The sequence below is a fragment of the Mycolicibacterium llatzerense genome, from assembly GCF_025331195.1.
GTDB lineage: Bacteria > Actinomycetota > Actinomycetes > Mycobacteriales > Mycobacteriaceae > Mycobacterium > Mycobacterium llatzerense.
This window is the reverse complement of record NZ_LXOV01000001.1, coordinates 1,258,359-1,279,806: the sequence shown is the minus strand read 5'-3', so window position 1 is coordinate 1,279,806 and position 21,448 is coordinate 1,258,359. Positions and strand designations below refer to the sequence as shown.

The following is a 21,448-nucleotide window of genomic DNA, read 5'->3' as shown; positions in this document are numbered from 1 at the left end:
CCGTCAGATGTCCGGGATGCGCTCCGGATGCAGCATCTCGGCGTAGCGCAACTGCTCGGGAATCCCGAATCCGTCGACCAGCACTTCGGCGTAGGGCCGCAGCTTGCGGCAGCGGTCGTTGATCGCGGCGGTCACGGCCTTCGCCCGGTCCGTGGACAGGAAGCGGTGCTCGATGTACCAGGCCTTGTCCTCCTCGATCACCGACAGCGCGTACAGATCGCAGACGAGCTCGAAAATCTTGCGCGCCTCGGGATCAGGACACGCGTCGATACCGGCAGCGAAGGACTCGAACACGATGCGGTCGATGTGTGCCGACGCCGCGTGCAGCACGTGGTCCTGCACGGAGTTGAACGCCTCGAACGCGCTCATCTCCTTGGAGTTGGCCTGCAGGCGGCGGGCGACCGTCGACAGCAGGTAGTCGGCCCGGTCCTCGAACATCTTCGCCTGCGTGCCGCGGTTGAAGAGGCTGCCCTCTTCCTCGTTGTCCTGCCGGGTGTCGAGCAGGTTCTGCAGGATGGTCTCGGTGCCGGTGCTCCGGCGCACGCGCTCGCGGGCCGTGCTGGTGGCGAACTTCACCCACTCGAACGGGCTCATGCCCTTGATGTCGTCGGCGTACTCGGTGAGCAGGTGTTTGGCCACCAACTGGGTCAAGACGTGGTTGTCACCTTCGAAGGTGGTGAAGACGTCGGTATCGGCCTTGAGCGCGATGAGCCGGTTCTCCGCCAGATACCCTGCGCCGCCGCAGGCTTCGCGGCACTCCTGGATGGCGTGGGTGGCATGCCACGTCGCGGCCGCCTTGAGTCCCGCGGCCCGTGCCTCCAGTTCGCGCTGTACCTCGCCGTCGGGTTCGGCGACCGCACTCAGATCGTGCAGGTCCGAGACCAACTCGTTCTGGGCGAACTGCAGCGCGTACGACTTGGCGATCAACGGCAGCAGTCGACGCTGGTGCACGAGGTAGTCCATGATGAGGACTTCGTCGTCGGTCTTCGGCGCCTCGAACTGCCTGCGCTGCAACGCATACCGGGTGGCGATGTCCAGTGCGACGCGGGCGGCGGCCGCGGCGCTTCCGCCCACCGTCACCCGGCCGCGGATCAACGTGCCGAGCATGGTGAAGAACCGCCGGTTCGGATTGTCGATTGGCGAGGTGTACGTCCCGTCCTCGGCGACGTCGCCGTAGCGGTTGAGCAGGTTCTCCCGCGGGATCCGCACATGATCGAACTGGATGCGGCCGTTGTCGACTCCGGGCAGTCCGCCCTTGTAGTGACAGTCCGAGGTCCGGATACCGGGCAGGTCGTTGCCGTACTCGTCGCGCAGCGGCACCATGAAGCAATGCACGCCCTGGCTCTCGCCGCCGGTGATCAGCTGCGCGAAAACCGCTGACACCTGGGCTGATTCGGCGGCACCGCCGATGTAGTCCTTGCGTGCGGTGGGGGTCGGGGAATCGATGACGAATTCCCCGGTGGCCGGATCGTACGTGGCGGTGGTCTCCAGGGACTGCACGTCACTGCCGTGCCCGGTCTCCGTCATGCCGAAACAGCCGACCAGATCCAGATCGATGGCCTTGCGCACGTACGCCTCGTGATGGCGTTCCGTGCCCAGATTGTCGATCGCGCCGCCGAACAGGCCCCACTGCACCCCGGCCTTGACCATCAGCGACAGGTCGCTCATGGCGAGCATCTCGATGCGGGCGATGGTGGCGCCCGCATCGCCGTTGCCGCCGTGGCCCTTGGCGAAGGCATCCTCGGCGGCGCCGCGCGACGCCATGTACTTCATCTGTTCGGTGACCTTGGCTCGGGCCACCGCGGTGTCCGGGGTGTAGTGCGGCTTGAACAGGTCTACGGAAAGCTCTTGCCGAATACGGTCTTTCACCTCGCGCCAACGCCCGTCGAGGGCGTAGCGGAGATGTTCGGCGGTCGTCGTCACAAGGGTCCCCTCCGTGGCACGGTCGCGTTGACGACCGAATGGTCCATCTAGCGTTCGATGCTGATGCCGTACAGATCGATACTGTGCGGCAGTGACTTCTGCGGATTCAGCGTAGCCCCGCGCAGCACCGGAGTGGTCCCCTTCAACACGTGCGCCAGGAAGGCCTGCCCGAGGAACACCGACAGGCCGGCGCCCGGGCAGCCCTGCGGGCCGTGACTCAGGAAGTTGTACGACCAGTCGCTTCCCGCGTCCCCACCGACCCACTCACCCGGCGAGAATCGGTCGGCGTACGGGATCCGGTCCCGGTTCCGGTGGTTGAAGACGTTGTAGATGAGCACCTGCTTCCCTTCGGGCAGCACTGCACCGCTGGGGAATTCGATGTCCCGGGTCGCGACGCGGCCGAACAGCCCCGTCGTCGGCCACAGCCGCATGGTGTCGAGCAGGCATCCGCCGAGGTACTTCAGCGAGGCGATGCCCTGCCCCGACGCGATGTCGGCCGACTCCAGTTCCGCCCGCACCTCGCGCAGATGCTCGGGGTGGGTGGACAGCACCGCGAGGGCCCGGAAAGCGTTGGCTGCCAGGGTGTCCCCCATCGCGAACAGCCAGTGGATCACCTGGCTCGCGGGACTCGCGGTCTCGGGCGGGGTGGTCTCCGCGATGAGCGCAGCCAGGCTGTTCGGCTCCGGATTCTGCAGATAGGACTCGATGTGCGACAGGAACTCCGGATATCCCGGCGCGGGCTCGCCGGGCATGCCGTTGCCCGCCGACATCAGCTCGCTGAGCTGAGAGGTGAGCCGGGTGTCGTCGGCGGCCTTGTCACCGAAGACCACACACCGGGTCAGACGCTGGAACGCGGCATTCCAGTCCGACCACTTCAGCGCCCCGGACTCGAGGCCCGCCACCGTCTGCGCGACCTTCTCGACGAACGCCTGCGCCAGTCGGTGCACCGGGTGCCCGGTGTCCAGGACTGCTTCGGCGAATCGGCGGCGGTCCTCCCACGGCTGGCCGCGGGAGATGGTCAGCGCATCCGGCTGGAACGCCGCCATGCCCTCCCGTTTGGGCTTGGGGTCGGAGGCGAACGGATCGGGCGATCCGCCCAGCACGAACTCCAGATCATCAGGGTGGTGCACCAGCAGCGCCTCGTCGGCGACGACCCGGACGTAGAACGGGCCGGGGCCATAGCTGCGCACCATGCCTTCGACCAGCTGGTATCCCAGATAGTCCGAACTCAGCCCAGATGCGATGCGCGTGGGCAACTCTCGCTTGTTGAACAGTCCCAGAAGGACATTCGGCACACCGATCTGGGCGGTGAACCGAACACCTTCGACGATGGATGCGTGCGGGAAATCCTCGGCCATCGTGTCAGCCCCAGGGCAGGTAGGCGCGGACGGAGTCGGCCAGCTGCACCACCGGGTTCTTCTTCCCCGGCACCGGTGCACCCAGCTTCGGCCACGGCGCGAACACCCGCTCGACGTCGCCGATCACCGGATCCAGCTCCGGGTAGTGCCGCAGCATGACGTCCTTCATCGTGTTGTTGTTCACCCAGTCGAAGCCTACCTGCGTGTACACCTCGGGCTTGAAGTCGTTGGTGAAGAAGCGGTCGCTCTTGAGCCGGCGTGACGCCATCAGGATGAAGATGCGGAAAGCGGTGTCCGAGAAGCCGAATCCCTTCGGCGGCTGCTCGGCCTGCATGCCGATCTGCAGGTCGACGGCGTCGACGTCGCCGTTGTAGACCTCGTTGATCTCCCGCGCCCACTGCTTGTTCGGGGTGATGTCGTCGATGGTCTTGCGGCGCGGCATCCGCAGTGCTTCACGGAAGTCGTTGTAGCGCGGCACACCTCGCTCGCGGTCGCGCACGATGTCGAGGGTCGCAAGGTCGGTGACCTGACCGTCGACGCGCTTGAGGTTGCGCAGCGCATTCGGGTAGTTGTGCAGGCACACGGCACCGGCGCTGGCCAGGCCGAACGAGTACCACATGTCGCCCATCTGGATTTTGTCCATGAAGTCACGCGTGTAGCTGCCCTGCAGCTGGGTGAATTCCGCCTTCACCAGGTGCTCACCGGACTCCAGCGAGAAGAAGTTCCAGTCGTCCGGAATCAGCGGGTGCATGCGGTAGACCGAGACGAACTCCTCGGTCAGCGAGAACGGCGCCGCATGGTGATCGGTCGGCGAGCCAATGATGCCCGAGATCGCCTCGTTGTCGCTGATCCGGCCGAACTTCTCCTGGAACGTCTCCCCCAGTGCCCCATACCAGTTCGCGTTCATACCGATCTGCAGCGCCGGGTGGCGCAGCACGCACGGCGTCCACTCCACGGTGTGGATCTTGGCGATCAGCGCCGAGACGACCAGCATGCCGATCTCGAAGAGGCGCTGGTCATCGAAGCTCGGGTAGGCCTTCTTCAGCGCGTCGCAGACGGCGTTGTGCTCGCGCGCGAACATGGTGTGCAGCAGACCGGTGCCGACCCAGTAGTTCTCTTTCATACCGGTCAGGTCGATACCCGGAATGTCGCTCTCGGGCAGGCGGCCGTTCGGGTCGACCTTGACCTTGCCGTCGACGAAGGTCCGGACCTCCGATTGGCGTTCCTTGCCACTGCCGTAGACCTGGGAGCCGTCCCACCAGTGCGTCTCCGCGTTGGCGAAAACCGGTGCGGGACAACCGTCTGCGATCTCGCCGCGCAGCGGGATGGTGCACCGGATCTTCATCGGGTTCTCGGGGAACTGGTCGTCGGCGCTCAGCGGGATGTCGATGGTCTTGTCGGGCACACCGTCGCCGTGGAAGAACCAGTTGTGGTTCTCGAACTGCAGCCATGCGGCGGCGAGGGCGTTGATGATGCCGGCGGGCTTGAAGTCGTCGCGGGCCATGAGCTTGCGGCTGATGACGCGCGGATCCGGCTTGAGAAGTCGCTTGACGTCGGTGACGGTCATCGACAGCGGCACGTTGCGCCCGAAGCCGGTGCCCTTGGCGCCCATATGCGGATCTTGGAGATCGTTCCAGGTGCCGTCAGGCTGACGAGCGCGGCGCACCTCGTCGTTGGGCTGGCCCAGGTCGTCGGACGGCCGCATGCCGTACGCCTCGTACAGGTTGTGCTCGCGCAGCTCGTCGCGGGTCTTCGCCAGCGCGTTCAGCTGCAGCAGGAGAGAGGGGTATTCGTGCCACTGGGACGGAATCATGTTGTCGCCGTTTCTCTTTCGAAGTTTGTCGGTGGTCGTCGGATGATCTGAGGTCCGTCAGCGAGGCGTGCGCAGCGCAAAATATCCAATCTTGCTGTACCGGTCGGAGCCGGTGTTGAACAAAATCTTGCCGAGGTAGATGCCCGGTACCAGCTCCACCAGCTCGTCGCGAATGCTGCGGATCACCAGGCGCGGGTTGGATTCCACGTTGGCGTAGTCGATGACCATCACCTGACGGTCGGGGTCGTCCTTGCCGGCCTCGACGTACGTGGCGAAATCGAAAGCGAGTTTGCCGGATTCAGCGTCACGCATCGAATACAGCGGCCACAACAATTTGCCGACCAGACCCGTGCTGCGGGTCAGCCGGTTGTCGCCGGTACCGCTGTCCGAGTCGAAGCGTTTGCCTTGCCACGGCATCCACAAGGCCGTGACAGCCCGGGTCACGGTGTCGAGAGCCGGATTCGTTGTCGTCATGACCAGGATGCCCTCCGTCGGGCCGTCCAGATCGACTGGCGGTTCCCCCAACCGAAAAAGGTCGTTGAGCTGCGCTTCGGCTGCGTCCGCATCGTTGTCGGCCAACGTGGACAGCTCGACGATCCAGCTCCATGCCGAGTCAACTGCCCCCGATTGACCCTCCGCCGCCGATTTCCGCAGCCACGCCAACCTGTCGTCCGCAGCGGAACTCGCGGCGGTTTCTTGTTCGCTCATCGGCACCATTTCCGTTGAATTTCGAGCACCCGCGGAGCATGATAGTGGTCTGCGCCACTCTTCGGGGGCATTTCAAGACGATCGTCCAAACTTTGCCGCCGAGTGCAGAAGTGCCTGCTCAGAGGAATAGACTTAGAATTTCCCGCCAGTTCACTGACACCTCATCTGCCACTGGAGCCCTGTGGATACCCCTTCGAGCCGCGTCGCTGGACGACTGACGGGTCCGCGCGGGCAAAAGTTCGCTGCGCGCCGTCAGGCGCTGGCCACCCAGGCCACCAGTGGGCTTGCTGAACTGGGTTTCTCGCGGGCCAGCATGCGCGAGCTCGCCCAGCATTGCGCGATATCGCTCGGCGTTCTGCACTACTACTTCGACGACAAAGACGACCTCGTCATGTGCTGCGTGCGGCAATACAAGGACCACTTCATCGACCGGTACAGCTCCATCGTCATCGACGGCGGTTCCGGCCCGGAGCTCAAGACCCGGATCAGTACCGCGCTGAGCAACTCACTGCGCGAGTCGGCCGTGATGCACCGACTCTGGTACGACCTGCGCACCCAAGCGCTCTTCGACGATCGTTTCGCCTTGAGCATCAACGAGATCGACGACAGCCTCGCCGCGCTCACCTGGAAGGCAGTCACCGCCTACGCGCGGCTGACCGGTAGTTCTGTCATCGTGACGCCTGCCATCGTCTATGCGACGGCCGACGGCCTCTTCCACCGCGCACTGCGCGACCTGATCACCGGAGACACTGACGCCCCGCAGCGACTCGCACACGAAATCGAGTCGGCGCTCGACGATTTCGTCGGCCCCGCGCGTTAGGCACCGAGCGCCGAGCGGCCAATTGGCGCACGCTTTTTCAGCAGATGCGTGTGATATCTGGCCAGTCGCGGGCGGCGGCATCCGTCCCTGATCGAATACCGAGCCATACCGTAGGCGGAGACAAAGATCAGTCCGCGGCGCGATGCCTGCGGCCGCGTGTGTTCGTAGCGTCGATGACATGACACAGGCACACGTCCCAGCTCTCGGACATCAGCTGCGAGGCTGGATCGCACGAATCATTGCTGAAGCCTCGTGGTCCCGGACCCGGGCCCCACGAAGACCACGACAACATGAGTACTACCCGCCCTCACTGGTCGGGTTGCTCGGTGACGCTGCGATGGAGCGCGAAATGTACCGGCTCTGAAGCTTTTTCGATGAAGATCGGCACTACCCGCCATCGCGGTTTGCCCGCCGAGCGAACTCGGCCGGCGAACACCCCGCCACCCGCGTGAACGCCGCACTGAAGGCGCTCGCCGAGCCGTAACCGACCTGTCCTGCCACGGCAGACAGCGATGGCTTCCCGCCCAACATCAGTTCTTTGGCACGCACGACCCGCCACTCCGTGAGGTACTGCATGGGCGGCATCCCGACCGTGCGGGAGAACCGCTCGGCAAAGACGGCCCGGGACATCCCCGCGGTGCGCGCGAGCTTCTCGACCGTCCATTGCTCGGCCAGGTCAGCGTGTATCGCGCGCAGGACGCGGGCCAGCGCTGGATCTGCCAGTCCCCCAAGCAATCCCCGCTCCACGGCACCGTGTTCGGTCTCGAATCGCCATGCCTCGATGAGCAGCACCTCCACCAGGCGCTCCAGGATGAGGTCCCGGCACCGGTTTCGCTCGCCGGCCTCTTCGGCGATCAGTTCCACCATGCGACCGAGCCGGGCGGCGCCCGGATCGTCCCGGCGAATCAGCATCGCGGCCGGCAACAGCTGCACGATGAGTGCGGCGTTCGCCTGGTCGAATTGGAAGTACCCGCCCAGCATCCGCATCGTCGCCGCGCCGTCGCCGTAGACGGCATCAGCGTCGACGTCGAGTGGCGTGTCCGTCGGCGCCAGGTCCGGGTCGCTGGCCAACACAAAGCTCGGTGTCTCCGGCAGGAGCAGAAAATCACCCGCACGCAGCTCGACGGCGTCGCCGTCCTCCGGGATGAACCAACACGTCCCGTCGAGGATCAGAGAGAAGGACGGATCGGCGTACCGCGGCTTGCGGATGCTCCATTGCCCGCCACCCGCCACGATCTTCGATCGCACCGCGCGAGGCTGCAACACTGCGATGGTGAAATCAAGCGGGTCCGTTGCCATTTCGACACGGTACTCGCGACACTCAATGGGCCTGCGCAGCGACCAGGGCCAGCGCATCCGGGCCCGCCGCGAACCGGAGTTGGCCCGACGTATCGGTCGCGGCCGCGTAGACGACCTCGGCGACGTCGGCCGCCGTCGTGAACACGTCGATATCCCCGAAAGCGGCCATGACCGGTGCCGCGAAATCCTGGTACTCCGGTGGCAGCAAGCCGTCCATCCGGGAGGCTCCGTTGGCCGTGAAATTGGTGCCCGGCCCGTAGCCTGGTTCGACGAGTTTGGCTGCCACACCGAAGAATTCGAGCTCCAGTGCCAACGATCCGGTGAACCCCTCGATGGCCGCCTTGCTCGCGGTGTAAACCGCGGCGAGCGGCATCGGGGCCAGCGTCGTACTGGAGGTCACATTCACGATGACACCCGACCGCCGCTCGCGGAACTGCGGAACAACCGCCTGCGTCATCGCAATGACACCAAAGGTGTTGGTTTCGAACACCTCCCGAGTCGTCGCCATCGGCGTGGCCTCGAACGCGCCTACCACCCCGACGCCGGCGTTGTTCACCAGCACATCGATCGGGCCGGCCGCCGCGATGGCATCGGCGATGCTCTGCGAGTCCGTCACGTCGAGGGCCAGCACCCGGATACGGTTCGAGTCCGGCAACAGTTCGGGCCGTGGGGTTCTCATGGTCGCGACGACGTTCCAGCCCTGCGCGTGGAAGTGGCGCGCGATCTCCAGCCCGTAGCCCGACGAACAACCCGTGATCAACACTGTCTTCATAGGTCAAAACCTAGACACGCTAAGCGCGACGATCAATGCGCTTTCGTCTGAGATTCATGCGTGATCGTCTTGGCGACTTCGCGGGCGGCACGGTTGCCGGCCTCGATGGCGCCCTCGATGTAGCCGGCGTGTTCGGCGGCCGTCTCTGTGCCCGCCCAGTGAATGCGCCCCGTCGGTGCGGAGGCCACGGGGTAGAACCCCTCGCTGGTACCCGGAACCGGCAGAGCCGTGTAGCCACCTCCGGCGAATACATCTTGGTGCCAGGACTTTTCGTGCCAGCTTGCCGGTTTCTCCACGTCGTCACCGAGATGGCGAGCCAGCTGACGCAGCAGTAGCGCACGTCGGCCGTCGGTATCGAGGTCGTCGAGGGCACGGGCGGCCGGACCGCCGACCAACAGGCAGAGATGTCCGGGTCCGTCGGGTGGTGAGGTGTCGAAGACAGCGACGTTGGGCTGTCCCAGCAGTACGCATTCCGCATCGCCACGTGTCCGCCAGAACGGGGTGTCATACACCGCGATCGCCTTGTAGACCGTCCCCATGACGGTGTTGCGCTGCAAGGCGATCCGCTCGGCCGGCAGTGGTGGTTCGAAGGCGATGTGCTTCGTCATCGGCGGCGGCACCGAGACGATGACTCTCTGCGCCTCCACTCCGCCGGCACTGGTGTCGAGCACTGCCCCGTCGGCGGTCTGACGGATCGCTGTGACACGGCAGCCCGTCCGTACGCGCGCACCGAGTTCGGCGGCGAGCCGCTCGGCGAGGGTCCCCGCACCCTCTGTCACAAGTGAATCCTGAGCTCCACCTCGGGATTTCATCATGGTCTGCAGTCCACCCTGATAGCGGATCAGTTCGAGAAACGCCCGCACCGAGAGTTGCTCAGGGCCTGTGCACGACGTGATCTCCACCAGGACACCGAGCAGTCGACGCGCGCGGTCAGATGGAATCTTGCGCAGCCACGACTGCACGGTCGCGGTATTCCACCGGCCCGCCAATGGAATCCTGCTGAGCAGTTCGGCACCAACCAGCGCCGCATTGGCCGCGAGCATCGGTGACGAGGTCGGCGAGACGGTCTGTGCGCCGTCGAAGATCGCGGGGGTCTTCGGCGTGTGCATCTGGAAGCGGGCCGCACCGAGCTCGTCCGCGAGTTGTTCGAACCGGTGATGGCCGTGGCCGATCCACTGGCCGCCTAGGTCGAGTCGCGAACCGAGAGCCGATGTTTCGGCCAGCGTCCGCCCACCGACCCGATCCGCAGCTTCGAGCACCAGCACCTCGATACCCTGCCGGCGCAGGTCGCGCGCAGCGATCAGGCCGGACATGCCGGCGCCGACAATCGCCACCGTGGTCTGCTGAGATTCGCTCATGGTCAGGCCCTTTCAGCCAGGATGGCGTCAGCGGCGCGGTAGCCGGAACGAATCGCGCCGTCCATGTAGCCATTCCAGACGTCGGAGGTCTCGGCACCCGCCCAGTGAATGCGACCGACAGGCGCCGCCACCGCCTTGCCGTACTGCGTCCACACGCCCGCCCCTAGCCGGCCGCCGTAACATCCACGCGTGAATTCCTCTGCGGTCCAATCTTGTTCGAGCACGTCGAACGGTTCAGCCGCCTGCGGTCCGAAGTACTTCACCAGATTTCGGATGACGATGTCCCGCCGTTCCGCTGCGGTGAGCTCGGCAGCCCGCCGGGCGTGTGCGCCTTCGAGGAAGCCGACCAGGACGCCGCAGGATCCGTCGTCGGGTGAGTTGTCGAGCACGACGTTGAACTCGTCATCGAGACTCATGACGAAGCCGGAGAGGCCGGCCTCGCGCCAGAACGGCGTCGGATATCCGATGTTGAATTTGATGACCGAGCCCGCGGGGAACTGCTGGGTGAGTGCATCCCGTGCCGCCGGCAGCGGCGGGCTGTAGCGCAGCCGCCCGGCCAGCGTCTGCGGTACGGCGACCACCACTCGGTCCGCCGAAATCTGCCCACCGTCGAAGGTGACGATGACTCCGGACGCATCCTGGGCGATGGTGCTGACGAAGGTGTTGAGCCACAACGCATCTCCGAGCTCAGCGGCCATGCGCTCGGAGATCTGATGGGTGCCGCCCACCACGCGGGACTCCTGCGCGCCGCCGGTGGTGGAGATGAGCACCGCAAGGCTGGTGCCGGATTTGACGTAGAACAGGAAGTGCAGGAGCGACAGTTCAGGTGACTCGGCGGAGAACAAGGCCGGGACCACAAGTCGGAAGAACCGCAGTGCCACGGCATCGGTGGTGTGGTCGATCAGCCATTGATCGAGCGTCTGACGGTCCAGGTCGGTCGCGCCGGCGGCGGTCCATGGCGAGTGGGTGTCGACGGTTTGGGCCAGCTGCTCGATCTCCAGCCACAACCGTCCGACTTCCGCCAGGGTTTCCGGCGGCAGTCCGAACGTCGCGTCGGCGTAGCGGTGGTTCTGTCCCTCGTACACGGTGATCGCGTCCCCCTGGTCGTAGGAAGCGAACGTCTCCAGCCCGAGTTCGTCGATGAGCGCGAGCACCGCGTCCTGCGTAGGCCCGACCCACTGTCCGCCCATCTCCACCGGCACTCCATTGCTGAGCATGCCGCCAAGATTGCGGCCGGCCACGCGGTCGCGTGCCTCGAGCACAACGACGGTCTTGCCCGCCTGAGTCAGCTTGCGGGCCGCACTGAGCCCGGCCAGTCCGGCTCCCACAATGACGACGTCGACACGATCCATGGAGTTCTCCTGACGCTTGCCCAGTTCCAAGTCATACAACTGACTGACTTTGACGATAGGGCACGTACCCGCTGGTGGCAAGGGGGCGGTGACTCAGTCAGACGAGACGGGCCGCACCGCAGCAGCCCCGAGGATCATGGTGATCAGCGTGTCGAGGTCCTCATCAGCGCGGGCCCGATCGGGATCGACGACGTACTGCACGATCAGTCCGTCGATACCCGCGAGGATGGTCCGGGCCATGCTCCGATAGCTGATCGCGACCGTCTCCTGCGCCAGCGCGGCGGCCTGTTCGCACCAGTGCGCCACGACGTCGACGTACCGCTCGTACTGCCAGCGGGCCAGGTCTTCGAGCCCGGGCGTACGAAGAGCCTGGACCACCAGCTCGAACTGAACCAGTTGCAAACTGTTGTGGCCCACCACCAGGGTGTTCCAGAAGCCGCGAATGCCCTGCCGGACAGCGTGTTCCAGCCCGTCATCGAGATCGGCCGAAGTACGCAGGACTTCCGCGATCTCCTCGACCACGTCCTCGATCACGGCCCGCAGGAGTTTCTGTTTCGTCGGGAAGACGTGTTGCAGTGTGCCCAAGGGGATTTGCGCCTCATCGGCCACCGCCCGCATGGTCGTCCGGGCGACACCGTCGCGAACCAGCACGTCGCGCGCGGCGGCAATGATCTGCCTGCCCCGGACGGCTGATTCGACGTAGACCACCTGTAGCCCCTCGGTCTGGGTTCATCTGACAGCCGTGAGACTACGCGCCCTGCATCCACCGCCGGCACGTTTGCCAGGTGGCGGCGCCCGTTCCCGTGGAATCAGGGCGACCCAAAATCTTCACGTCCCGCGACCGGCCTCCTACGTTCGGTGTCACGGCGTACCCGCCTGACCAACTGCCGTCGACGTAAGGAGCGTGATGACCACCCGCGAGGCCCCGGTGGCCGCCGCGGCCCCCGGTACCGAACCTGCTGCGGTGCAGGCAATTTCCTGGCGGGGCCGCGTCCATGCACGGCGCTGGGAAATCCTCCGCTGGCTGTCGCCGCTGGCGATCCTCATCCTGTGGCAGGCCGGCAGCGCCTGGGGCCTCATCGATCCCGCGATCCTGCCGGCGCCTCAGACGATCGCGGAGGCCGGCATCGAGCTGATTGGAAACGGCCAGCTCGCCGAAGCACTGCGCATTTCCGGCATCCGCGCAGCCGAAGGCCTGTTCCTCGGCGGAGTCATCGGCGCCGCCCTCGGTGCCCTCGTGGGCTTCTCGAAGTGGGCCGATGCCACTGTCGATCCGACGATGCAGATGATCCGCGCGCTGCCCCACCTCGGCTTGATCCCGCTGTTCATCCTCTGGTTCGGCATCGGCGAACTGCCGAAGGTGCTCATGGTCGCGTTGGGTGCGGCATTCCCGCTCTATCTCAATACCTCCTCGGCGATTCGCCAGGTCGACCCGAAGCTGTTCGAAACCGCTGCAGTACTCGGCTTTTCACCGCTACAGCGGCTACGGACCGTCGTCATCCCGAGCGCCGCTCCCCAGATCCTGGTCGGATTGCGGCAGTCATTGGCCATCGCGTGGCTCACGCTCATCGTCGCCGAACAGATCAACGCCGACTCCGGTGTCGGCTACCTCATCAACAACGCGCGCGACTTCCTGCGCATCGACGTGATCATCTTCGGGCTCGTCGTATACGCGCTGCTCGGCATCATCACCGACGCACTGGTGCGAATCCTGGAGCGCCGCGCCTTGCGCTATCGAGTCTGAAAGGCACGCCATGACAACACTTTACGAAGCCCCTGTGGAGGCGCCCAAAGTGTCCGAGCCGCCCGCGGCGGTATTGCGCTCGGTATCCAAGTGGTACGGCGGCAATCGGGTGCTCGATGACGTCAATCTTCAGGTGAAACGCGGTGAGATCGTCGCGCTGGTCGGGCGCAGCGGTTCGGGCAAATCGACGATACTGCGCGTCCTTTCCGGCCTGGCCGGTGATTTTCAGGGCGAGCGCGAGGTGCGGGGCGCGCCGGCCGTCGCCTTCCAGGAGCCGCGGCTGTTCCCTTGGCGGTCCGTTCGCGACAACGTGCGCTACGGCCTGACGCGGGCCAAATTGTCTCGCGGCGAATCACTTTCACGAGCCGACCAGGCCCTGACCGAGGTGGGCCTGGCCGACAAGGCGGAGTCGTGGCCGCTGACCCTGTCGGGTGGGCAGGCGCAACGGGTGTCACTGGCCCGCGCGCTGGTGGCGGAGCCACAACTGCTGCTGCTCGACGAGCCGTTCGGCGCACTCGACGCGCTGACCCGGCTCTCCATGCACCGCCTCCTGCTGAACCTCTGGCGCCAGCACAACTTCGGGGTACTGCTGGTCACGCACGACGTGGACGAGGCGATCGCGCTGGCCGACACCATCGTCGTGCTCGAGCACGGGCGAGTGGCCCACACCCTGCACATCGACAACCCCCGCCAGCCCCCTGGCGTACGGGACCAACGCACCGACGAACACCGCGCCGAGTTGCTGACGCAACTCGGTGTCTGACAGGAGAAGACTGTGACGCATTCACGAATATCGCGGCTGCTATCAGTTCTGGCCGCCGGCGCACTGCTCACTGCCTGCGTTTCCAGTCGCGACGCCAAAGACGAACTGGCGGTGCCCCAAACGGTTCCGGTATCGGGCCTGTCCGGACTGACGCTCCAGGTGGGCGATCAGAAGGGCGGCACCGAAGCGCTGCTGCGTGCCGCCGGAGAGCTCGACAATGTGCCCTACAAGGTCCAGTTCTCGACGTTCACCTCCGGGCCGCCGCAGGTTGAGGCAGCCACCGCGGGCAAGATCGACTTCGCCGTCACCGGGAACACGCCACCGGTCTTCGGAGCCGCGGCCGGCGCGAAAATTCGTGTCATAGCCGCATATTCGAACGATGCGGGCGGCGACCAGATCCTCATCCCCGCCGACTCGCCCGTCCACTCGGTGGCCGAACTCCGCGGAAAGAAGGTCGTTGTCGGTAAGGGCAGTTCGGCGCACGGCCATCTGCTGCTCCAACTGCAGAAGGCCGGCCTGACGGTCAAGGACATTCAGTTGGTGTTCCTGCAGCCGGCCGACGCCTTCACCGCACTGAGCCAGGGGCAGGCCGATGCGTGGGCCATCTGGGATCCGTACACGGCGCTGGCCCAGAACCAGCTCAAGGTGCGCACCCTGGTCACCGCCCAAGGCGTCACCAATGGGTACGGATTCGGGATCGCTTCGGTGGCCGCCCTGCAGGACGCCAAGCGCAACAGCGCGCTGGCCGATCTGGTCCAGCGAGTGGCCCGGGCTTCGCGCTGGGCCAAGGACCACCCTGACCAGTGGTACCAAAAGTACGCTGCCGCAATCGGAATCGATCCACAGGTCGCCCGCGTCGCACAGTCACGCAGCCTGCGCCTGGCCATCCCCATCAACGACGCGGTGATCGCGTCCGAGCAGCAGCTGGCCGACGTGTTCGAACAGTCCGGACAGATCGAGCACAAGCCCACCTTTTCGCACTTCGTCGACAACCGTTTCGGCGACCAGTTGTCGCAGTTCTGGAACACCGAGAAATAGGAGAGTCACCTTGTCTGCCAAGTTCTTCTGGTTCCTGCCCACCAACGGTGACAGCCGCTCGATCGTCGGCGCGTCGCACGCGTCGTCGCACCACACCGTCCCTGCCGGATACCGAAAGCCCAGCCTGCGCTATCTGGGTGAAGTGGCCCGGGCCGCCGACCGACTCGGCTTCGAAGGGGTGCTGACCCCCACCGGGACCTGGTGTGAGGACGCCTGGTTGACGTCCGCTGCGCTGCTCGAACAGACCGACCGACTCAAGTTCCTGGTCGCCTTCCGGCCCGGCCTGGTGCCGCCCACCCTGGCCGCCCAGCAGGCGGCGACCTTCCAGCGATTCTCGGAAGGCCGGCTGCTGCTCAACATCGTCAGCGGCGGCGACGACGTCGAGCAGCGCCGATTCGGCGACTGGCTCAGCCACGACCAGCGCTACGAGCGCACCGGAGAATTCCTCGAGATCGTGCGCGACGTCTGGCGCGGCCAGCCCGTCGACTACCGCGGCCGGCACTACTCCGTCACCGACGCCCGGGTCTCCGAACCGCCGAACCCGTTGCCACAGCTCTACTTCGGTGGCTCGTCGCCGGCGGCGCTGCCGATCGCCGCCGAGCACGTCGACGTCTACCTGACCTGGGGCGAACCGCCGGCCGCGGCGGCCGCCAAGATCGCACAGGTACGCGAACTGGCCAAGGCCCGCGGACGCAACCTGCGGTTCGGGATCCGGCTGCACACCATCACCCGCGACACCTCCGAGGCCGCCTGGGCCGTGGCCAATTCCCTACTCGCGGAGTTGACGCCCGAACAGATCGCCAAAGCCACTGCCCTGCACGCCAATTCCGAATCAGAAGGACAGCGACGAATGACGGCGCTGCACGGTGGACGGCTCGACCACCTCGAGGTCTATCCGAACCTCTGGGCGGGCGTCGGCTTGGTGCGCGGCGGCGCCGGCACCGCACTCGTCGGCAGCCACGAGGAGGTGGCCTCGCTGATCTCCGAGTACCACGACCTCGGATTCGACGAGTTCATCCTCTCCGGCTACCCGCACCTCGAAGAGGCCTACTGGTTCGCCGAAGGTGTGCTGCCGCTGCTGCGCAAGCGCGGCGCCCTGGCCGCCTAGCCGAGGCGCGCGCTGGGATCCTCGAGATCGCTGTGCTGCAGCGCCATCGGGGTGATCACCGGTAGATCCCCGCCGGCGACCACCTGTCGGGCGATCGGGGTGAGCGCCTGGAACAGGGTCTCGACCTCGTCATCGCTGAGCACGTCGAGCGTGGGCAACGCGGCGGCGTCGGTGCGGTACTCGATGTCGCGTTTGAGGGCGCGACCGTCGTCGGTGAGCGCACCGTCGGACGTCAACAGACCGCACTCGACGAGCTGTGCGGTCACCGCCGCCCACTCGGCTTCGTCGTAATCGCGAGTGGTGATGACCTTCTCCTTGGTCGTCCGCCCCGCGGCGACGTGCAGCACGTTGGATTGGCGGCCCGTGATGCCGCTAGCCACCAGGGCTGCGACGTGGGCGTCACCTCGTTGTTCGCGCAACAGGGTCGCCGCATGCCACAGTGCGGCCACCGGCTCGTCCGGCCACGGCGCCGCAGACAGCGCGGCGAACAGCGGCCTGCCGTCGACCGCGGCGGCGCGGGCAACGCGGCCGAGCAAGTCGGCGGCGGTGCGCAGGTTGTCGTCAGCGGTGAGGCCGTACCGGCTCAATGCGGCGACCGCTCCCGTTTCCCTGGCTGCGAGCGCCTGCTGCGGCGTGGCGATGTCCCATGCACCGGCCAGCGACTTCGCGACGCGGTGGGAGGCGAAGTTGTAGAAGATCGCCGTAACGACCTGCGGAGGCACCGGCCCCAGCGGCGCCGATCGGGTGACGAAGTATCCGCTCCAGAAACTGCGATAGCCGAGGTCGACGGCAGCGGCCCGCGACTCGGGTGCGAAGTAGGTGATCGCGTGCACGGGTTCGAATCGCTCGAACAACCGACGGGCCAAAGTGGGTGTGCGGGCCATGCTGCCAGTCAAGCACGGACCCGCCAACACCCGCGAAGAGCCACGGATGTCCCCTGAATCGCGTGGTTTTCCGCACAATTGTGCCTGTTCGGCGCAGGTAGACGACGGATCGACGTGTGTTGTCGGCACCTCGCCACGTAGTGTGCTTTGGTCGGCCTCAGCGAACATGCCGATAGAAAAGTTGGGCACAGTTATGACGACAGCAGCAGACGCGTCGCCGCTCGAAGCGCGGATCGGCCACCACTACCAGATGGATGGCACCTATCTGGTCGGCCGCGAGAAGCTCCGGGAGTACGCGCGCGCGGTGCAGGACTACCACCCCGCGCACTGGGACGTCGCTGCTGCCAATGAGCTCGGCTACGCGGATGTCATCGCGCCCATCACGTTCACCTCGACCCCCGGCATGAAGTGCAACCGGCGGATGTTCGAGACGATCGTCGTCGGCTATGACACCTACCTGCAGACCGAAGAGGTCTTCGAGCAGCACCGCCCGATCGTGGCGGGCGATGAACTGGTCATCGATGTCGAGCTGACAGCGGTGCGCCGGACCGCGGGCCGCGACTTCATCACCGTGACCAACACCTTCACCGACACCAAGGGCGAGCGGGTCCACACCCTGCACACCACCGTCGTCGGCGTGACGGCCGAAGATGTCGACGCCGACATCAAGGCAGCCGCGCAGAAGGCCATGATGCACGACATGAACATCCTCGACATCGGCAGCGAGGCGTACCACAAGACGGTGCGCCCCGAGGGCGAGGTCCGGATCGCCGAGGACTCCGCGCGCACGCCGGGCACTCTGTCGTTCGATGACGTGGCCGTCGGCGATGAGCTACCCAGCAGCCACTTGCGATTGTCCATCGGCGACCTCGTCAACTACGCCGGCGTGGCCGGCGACGCCAACCCGATTCACTGGGACAAGGAGCTGGCCCAACTCGCCGGCCTGCCCGACGTGATCGCCCACGGCATGCTCACCATGGGCCTGGGTGGCGGATACGCGTCGGCGTGGTCCGGCGACCCCGGCGCCGTCACCCGCTACACGGTGCGGCTGTCCGCGCCCGCGGTCGTGCCCGCCACCGAAGGCTGCGATATCGAGTTCACCGGCAAGATCAAGTCGCTGGACCCGGCGACCCGCACCGGTGTGGTCATCGTCGGCGCGAAGTCGGGCGGCAAGAAGATCTTCGGACTCGCCACCATGGACGTCCGCTTCCGCTGATCTCGGGCGAGCGCACTACTGCGCGAACAGCACCGCCGGATTGCCCGACATCGCCGACCACCGGCTGATCCGGTTGACGATGCGCCAGCCTTCGGGCCGGCGAGCCCAGGTATCGGTGTATTCGCCGTTGGTGTCGAAGGTATCGGCCGCGAGCGGCCCGAGGCCCTGATGGCGGGCCTGCACGTACGCCCGGGTCACGGCCGTGTCGTCGTCGCGCACCTCGACCTGGATAGACCCGATGAGATGCTGTGTGCCACCGCAGTTTTCGAGATACCGGCGGAACGTGTCCACCAACGCCGGCAGTCCTGACTGCTGCCCCTGATCTCCGTAGTCGAACGTCACGTCGTCGGCGAAGACCTGCGACACCTCCGACCACTGCTTGCCGTCGACCAGGCGCGCGAAAGTGCCCAGACCCGTCCGCAACTCCTCGGCGTCCACCAGCCGTTGCACGGCAACCGGCAGTACGTCTCCTGACACCTGGCCCTCCTCGCGTTGGTGCCCGGCATCTTATTGGCGGGCGAATGCCGGCTCCCCCTTTCGTACCGCAAGACGGAACAACGGCAGGAAACCCTTGTCTCGCCGCTTGATTTTGGGGTAGCGTCGCCATTCGAATAGCGTGGCTATCTCAAAGCAGGAGGAACCATGAAGGCAGTTCGCTTGCAGGACGTCGCGATGCCCAAAGCGGAGCGGCAGAGAATCGACCGGCGGTACGACTTCTTGTTGAAGCTGCACGGCAAGAACGGGAAGAAAGCGCTGGCGATCGCGGAGGCCCCGCGGATCGACAACGGCTACTTCGGACCAGAGTCGATCAGCTGGAAGGTCTACGAGAACGTCATGGTCGCCGGAATGGGCGCCCTCTCAGGTCTTTTCATCTCGGTCCTTGACCCTGACGGTGCGTACGGCGTCGGCCATCACACGACCTACTACTACGACACCATCGGCCGAATCCGGCGTAGCCTGCACTTCTTCGCCGGCGCCGTCGCCGGCGATACCGTCAACGCCGAGAAGGTGGGAGTTGACCTGTTCCGCAAGCACTCTCACATCAACGGCGAGATTCCCGCGACCGGTGAGCTGTTTCAAGCCAACCACGTCGAGACGCTCAAGTTCACCTACGTGGTCGGCTGGCCGCACCTGTGGCGGGCGTACAAGACCTTCGGCGACCCGAACGCGACGGACGCAGACGAGCGGCAGTTCTACCGGGAGCAGGTCAAGGTCTGCCAGCTGATGGGGATGCCGGCCGACGAATTGCCCGACACCCCCGAGGATGTCGAAGCCTGGGTGCAGCGCGCCGAGCAGGAGCTCATGGCCTTCACGCGGCCGGCGCAGGAACTCACCGATTTCATGACCCATCCGCCGGTCACGCCGCTGTACCCGAATCTGGTCATCGGGATACTCATGCGGGTCGCGATCTGGGCAGCCATCCCGCTACTGACGCCGTATGTGCGACAAATCTGCGGCCTCGAGGACTACCGGTTGCGACCACGACTGGGCTCGGTCCTGGTACGGGCGACCGTCAAGGCGCTGGAGAATCCGATTTTCGACCGGCTCTTCATCCCCTACTTCGGACCCGAGATGTGGGGCTACCTGCACAACGTCATTCGGCACGCCGACAGCAGCGGCTTCGTGGAGATGTCGCACGATCCGGGCCTGAAGTTGCAGCAGGGCAAACTCGGCACGATGTGCCCCTTTGCGCCCACGGCCACGGATTCAGCCGACGATGCGAACACCGTTGTGGGAGTGGGGATATGAGCCGCGTCGACGTCATCAGCAACGAGCGCGTGTTCGATGACCGTCACCACCTGCACGAGTTCCAGGACTTCTGGCGTGACGGACCGGTGGCGCTGGTGTTCTTGCCGCAGTTCGGCAGCGCCTTCGGCCTGGCGCAGGCCAGGGCGTTGACCTCCCGCTTCGACGAGGTGGAAGCGCTTGGGGCACAATTGATCCTGATCGGAATCGGTACGTCGATCCAGGGCTTTACTTTCCGGAAGCGGGCCGGTTCCCGTTTTCCGGTGATGGTCACCGAGGACCACACACTTTATCGCACAATGGGATTGGCCTCCCGACGGCGGCTGCTGAGCCCGATCCGCAATGCGACTGCCTTCATCAAGTTCGTCCGGGCCGGGATCTACCCGTATCAACGCACCGGCGATCCGAACCGGCTCGGTGGAGTGTTCGTCGTCGAACAGGGCGGCCGACGGGTCACGTGGGAACACCGGGCACGGTACGCCGCCGACCTGGCCGCGGGGGCCGACGTGGTCGGCGCACTTCGCGCCGCCGCCCGGCCGAGGCTGACGGCTTAGTCAGACGTGCCGTTGGCGAGCGCGTCGAACCACAACCGCATGCTGGCCACCATCAGCGAGGCGCCCCGCGCGGCGTCGATCGTCCCCAGCGCCTGGGCCATGGCAATGCCGGCACCGGTGGCCACGGCGACCTCGATGGCGTCGTCCATCAGCGGGTGATCGGCGGGAACGCCTTCCGGCACCGCGTCTTCGAGCAGGACCCGGGTCGATTCCTTGAACCGTTCGAGCGCCTCACGAGCCTTGGCGAGTTGCTCTGGATTGTGGAAGGTACTGGTCACGTATTCAGCGGTCAGCACGACGAGGTTGGGTTCCGCACCGATGCGTGCCCACCAACTCGCGAGGGCCGCGAGCCGCTCGTCAGTCGAGACACCGGCAGCCACCAGCGGCCCCAGGAGTTGATTCAGTTCAGCCATGGAACGATTGCGGATCACCTCGAGGCACAGTGCTTCTTTGCCCTCGAAGTTGCTGTAGACCGCGCCGATGGTGCGTCCGGCTTCCGCCGCGATCGCCGCCAGGGAGGTGGCGTGGTACCCGTTTGCGTAGAACAGTTGCTCCGCGGCGTCCAGCAATTCCTGCCGCGTCTGCGCCTGGCTCTCCGCCCGAGTCAGCACCTTACGAGCAGCCACCACATCCTCCGATTCCTCCGTGCAACGAGCCTCGATACTACCGCTATCCAGATAACCAGCCAGCTTAAGGGCACTTTTTCGTTAGATCGCACACCTTCGGATAGCATTACAATCCCAATGTGCTAGTTATTTAGGATGGACATGGCCACTGCAGCTGCCGACAATCCCCTGCTCGACGAGCTCGGACAACCAAGGGCGGTGCTGGAGAAGCTCACCCCCGAGGAATCAGCGCAGCTGCTCGGCCTGCTCAGGAAGGCGAAGGTGGCCCACCAGCGCAGCCTGAACGACTCACTCGACGACGGGCTCAAAATCCTGCCCCGGCTGATCCGGCCCGCCGCTCGCAAAATCCTGTTCGGAAGGTGACCC

General features: G+C 65.7%; 21 protein-coding genes. 9 read left to right on the top strand and 12 right to left on the bottom strand.

Going from position 1 to position 21,448, the window contains the following annotated elements:
* Positions 1-3 precede the first annotated feature (3 nt).
* The 4 genes from A7G45_RS06475 to A7G45_RS06460 are packed head-to-tail and all read right to left on the bottom strand — an operon-like array spanning position 4 to position 5,802.
* Positions 4-1,923, bottom strand: a complete 1,920-nt coding sequence (locus A7G45_RS06475; protein WP_260935086.1) for an acyl-CoA dehydrogenase family protein — start codon at positions 1,921-1,923, stop codon at positions 4-6.
* Between the two features lie 47 nt (positions 1,924-1,970).
* A complete protein-coding gene (locus tag A7G45_RS06470; protein ID WP_260935084.1) occupies positions 1,971-3,281 on the bottom strand; it encodes a cytochrome P450 in 1,311 nt (436 codons plus the stop codon).
* A gap of 4 nt (positions 3,282-3,285) precedes the next feature.
* Entirely contained in the window at positions 3,286-5,094 is a 1,809-nt protein-coding gene (locus A7G45_RS06465; RefSeq protein WP_071288631.1) for a peroxidase family protein, read from the bottom strand.
* Between the two features lie 57 nt (positions 5,095-5,151).
* A complete protein-coding gene (locus tag A7G45_RS06460) occupies positions 5,152-5,802 on the bottom strand; it encodes a hypothetical protein (RefSeq protein WP_236737376.1) in 651 nt (216 codons plus the stop codon).
* A 181-nt stretch (positions 5,803-5,983) separates the two neighbouring features.
* Between A7G45_RS06460 and A7G45_RS06455 the strand changes: the two genes are divergently transcribed.
* Entirely contained in the window at positions 5,984-6,622 is a 639-nt protein-coding gene (locus A7G45_RS06455) for a TetR/AcrR family transcriptional regulator (RefSeq protein WP_071288633.1), read from the top strand.
* Positions 6,623-7,009: 387 nt separating this feature from the next.
* On the opposite strand, the gene A7G45_RS06450 is transcribed toward A7G45_RS06455, so the two are convergent.
* From A7G45_RS06450 to A7G45_RS06430, 5 genes are all read right to left on the bottom strand, one after another.
* Positions 7,010-7,921, bottom strand: coding sequence for an AraC family transcriptional regulator (locus A7G45_RS06450; RefSeq protein ID WP_260935077.1), 912 nt, complete (start codon positions 7,919-7,921; stop codon positions 7,010-7,012).
* Between the two features lie 22 nt (positions 7,922-7,943).
* Positions 7,944-8,693: an SDR family oxidoreductase gene (locus tag A7G45_RS06445; protein ID WP_260935075.1), complete on the bottom strand. Its 750-nt coding sequence runs from the start codon at positions 8,691-8,693 to the stop codon at positions 7,944-7,946.
* A 32-nt stretch (positions 8,694-8,725) separates the two neighbouring features.
* Positions 8,726-10,051 carry a flavin monoamine oxidase family protein gene (locus A7G45_RS06440; protein WP_260935072.1) on the bottom strand — a complete coding sequence of 442 codons (1,326 nt, stop codon included), beginning with the start codon at positions 10,049-10,051 and terminating at the stop codon, positions 8,726-8,728.
* A gap of 2 nt (positions 10,052-10,053) precedes the next feature.
* Entirely contained in the window at positions 10,054-11,403 is a 1,350-nt protein-coding gene (locus tag A7G45_RS06435) for a flavin monoamine oxidase family protein (protein ID WP_260935069.1), read from the bottom strand.
* Positions 11,404-11,496: 93 nt separating this feature from the next.
* Positions 11,497-12,111: a TetR/AcrR family transcriptional regulator gene (locus A7G45_RS06430; protein WP_260935066.1), complete on the bottom strand. Its 615-nt coding sequence runs from the start codon at positions 12,109-12,111 to the stop codon at positions 11,497-11,499.
* Positions 12,112-12,310: 199 nt separating this feature from the next.
* Between A7G45_RS06430 and A7G45_RS06425 the strand changes: the two genes are divergently transcribed.
* From A7G45_RS06425 to A7G45_RS06410, 4 genes are read left to right on the top strand one after another with little or no spacing between them, the layout of a single operon-like run.
* Positions 12,311-13,147: an ABC transporter permease gene (locus A7G45_RS06425; RefSeq protein ID WP_260935063.1), complete on the top strand. Its 837-nt coding sequence runs from the start codon at positions 12,311-12,313 to the stop codon at positions 13,145-13,147.
* A 10-nt stretch (positions 13,148-13,157) separates the two neighbouring features.
* Positions 13,158-13,910 (top strand): ABC transporter ATP-binding protein, encoded by a 753-nt coding sequence (locus A7G45_RS06420; RefSeq protein WP_260935060.1) that lies wholly within the window; start codon positions 13,158-13,160, stop codon positions 13,908-13,910.
* Between the two features lie 12 nt (positions 13,911-13,922).
* On the top strand, positions 13,923-14,948 hold the full coding sequence (locus A7G45_RS06415) for an ABC transporter substrate-binding protein (RefSeq protein WP_260935058.1): 1,026 nt from the start codon (positions 13,923-13,925) through the stop codon (positions 14,946-14,948).
* A 10-nt stretch (positions 14,949-14,958) separates the two neighbouring features.
* Positions 14,959-16,056, top strand: coding sequence for an LLM class flavin-dependent oxidoreductase (locus A7G45_RS06410; RefSeq protein ID WP_043391695.1), 1,098 nt, complete (start codon positions 14,959-14,961; stop codon positions 16,054-16,056).
* Here the strand turns inward: A7G45_RS06410 and A7G45_RS06405 are convergent.
* The gene (locus A7G45_RS06405; protein ID WP_260935051.1) at positions 16,053-16,940 is read right to left on the bottom strand and encodes an SCO6745 family protein; all 888 of its coding nucleotides are present in this window, start codon (positions 16,938-16,940) and stop codon (positions 16,053-16,055) included. The genes A7G45_RS06410 and A7G45_RS06405 overlap by 4 nt on opposite strands.
* 193 nt (positions 16,941-17,133) lie before the next feature.
* Here A7G45_RS06405 and A7G45_RS06400 point away from each other — a divergent pair, with 193 nt between their 5' ends.
* Positions 17,134-18,156, top strand: coding sequence for a fused (3R)-hydroxyacyl-ACP dehydratase subunits HadA/HadB (locus A7G45_RS06400; RefSeq protein ID WP_260935045.1), 1,023 nt, complete (start codon positions 17,134-17,136; stop codon positions 18,154-18,156).
* A 15-nt stretch (positions 18,157-18,171) separates the two neighbouring features.
* Here A7G45_RS06400 and A7G45_RS06395 read toward each other — a convergent pair whose 3' ends face one another.
* Positions 18,172-18,633 carry a nuclear transport factor 2 family protein gene (locus A7G45_RS06395; RefSeq protein WP_260935042.1) on the bottom strand — a complete coding sequence of 154 codons (462 nt, stop codon included), beginning with the start codon at positions 18,631-18,633 and terminating at the stop codon, positions 18,172-18,174.
* 165 nt (positions 18,634-18,798) lie between these two features.
* Here A7G45_RS06395 and A7G45_RS06390 point away from each other — a divergent pair, with 165 nt between their 5' ends.
* Both A7G45_RS06390 and A7G45_RS06385 read left to right on the top strand, forming a co-directional pair.
* Complete coding sequence (locus tag A7G45_RS06390; protein WP_260935038.1) at positions 18,799-19,905, top strand: oxygenase MpaB family protein; 1,107 nt, start codon at positions 18,799-18,801, stop codon at positions 19,903-19,905.
* A complete protein-coding gene (locus A7G45_RS06385) occupies positions 19,902-20,456 on the top strand; it encodes a peroxiredoxin-like family protein (RefSeq protein ID WP_260935035.1) in 555 nt (184 codons plus the stop codon). Before A7G45_RS06390 ends, A7G45_RS06385 begins: the two co-directional genes overlap by 4 nt.
* On the opposite strand, the gene A7G45_RS06380 is transcribed toward A7G45_RS06385, so the two are convergent.
* A complete protein-coding gene (locus A7G45_RS06380) occupies positions 20,453-21,082 on the bottom strand; it encodes a TetR/AcrR family transcriptional regulator (protein ID WP_043391994.1) in 630 nt (209 codons plus the stop codon). The two genes, A7G45_RS06385 and A7G45_RS06380, sit on opposite strands and share 4 nt — an antisense overlap.
* A gap of 141 nt (positions 21,083-21,223) precedes the next feature.
* Here A7G45_RS06380 and A7G45_RS06375 point away from each other — a divergent pair, with 141 nt between their 5' ends.
* Complete coding sequence (locus A7G45_RS06375; RefSeq protein ID WP_260935031.1) at positions 21,224-21,445, top strand: hypothetical protein; 222 nt, start codon at positions 21,224-21,226, stop codon at positions 21,443-21,445.
* The last annotated feature ends 3 nt before the right edge of the window (positions 21,446-21,448 follow it).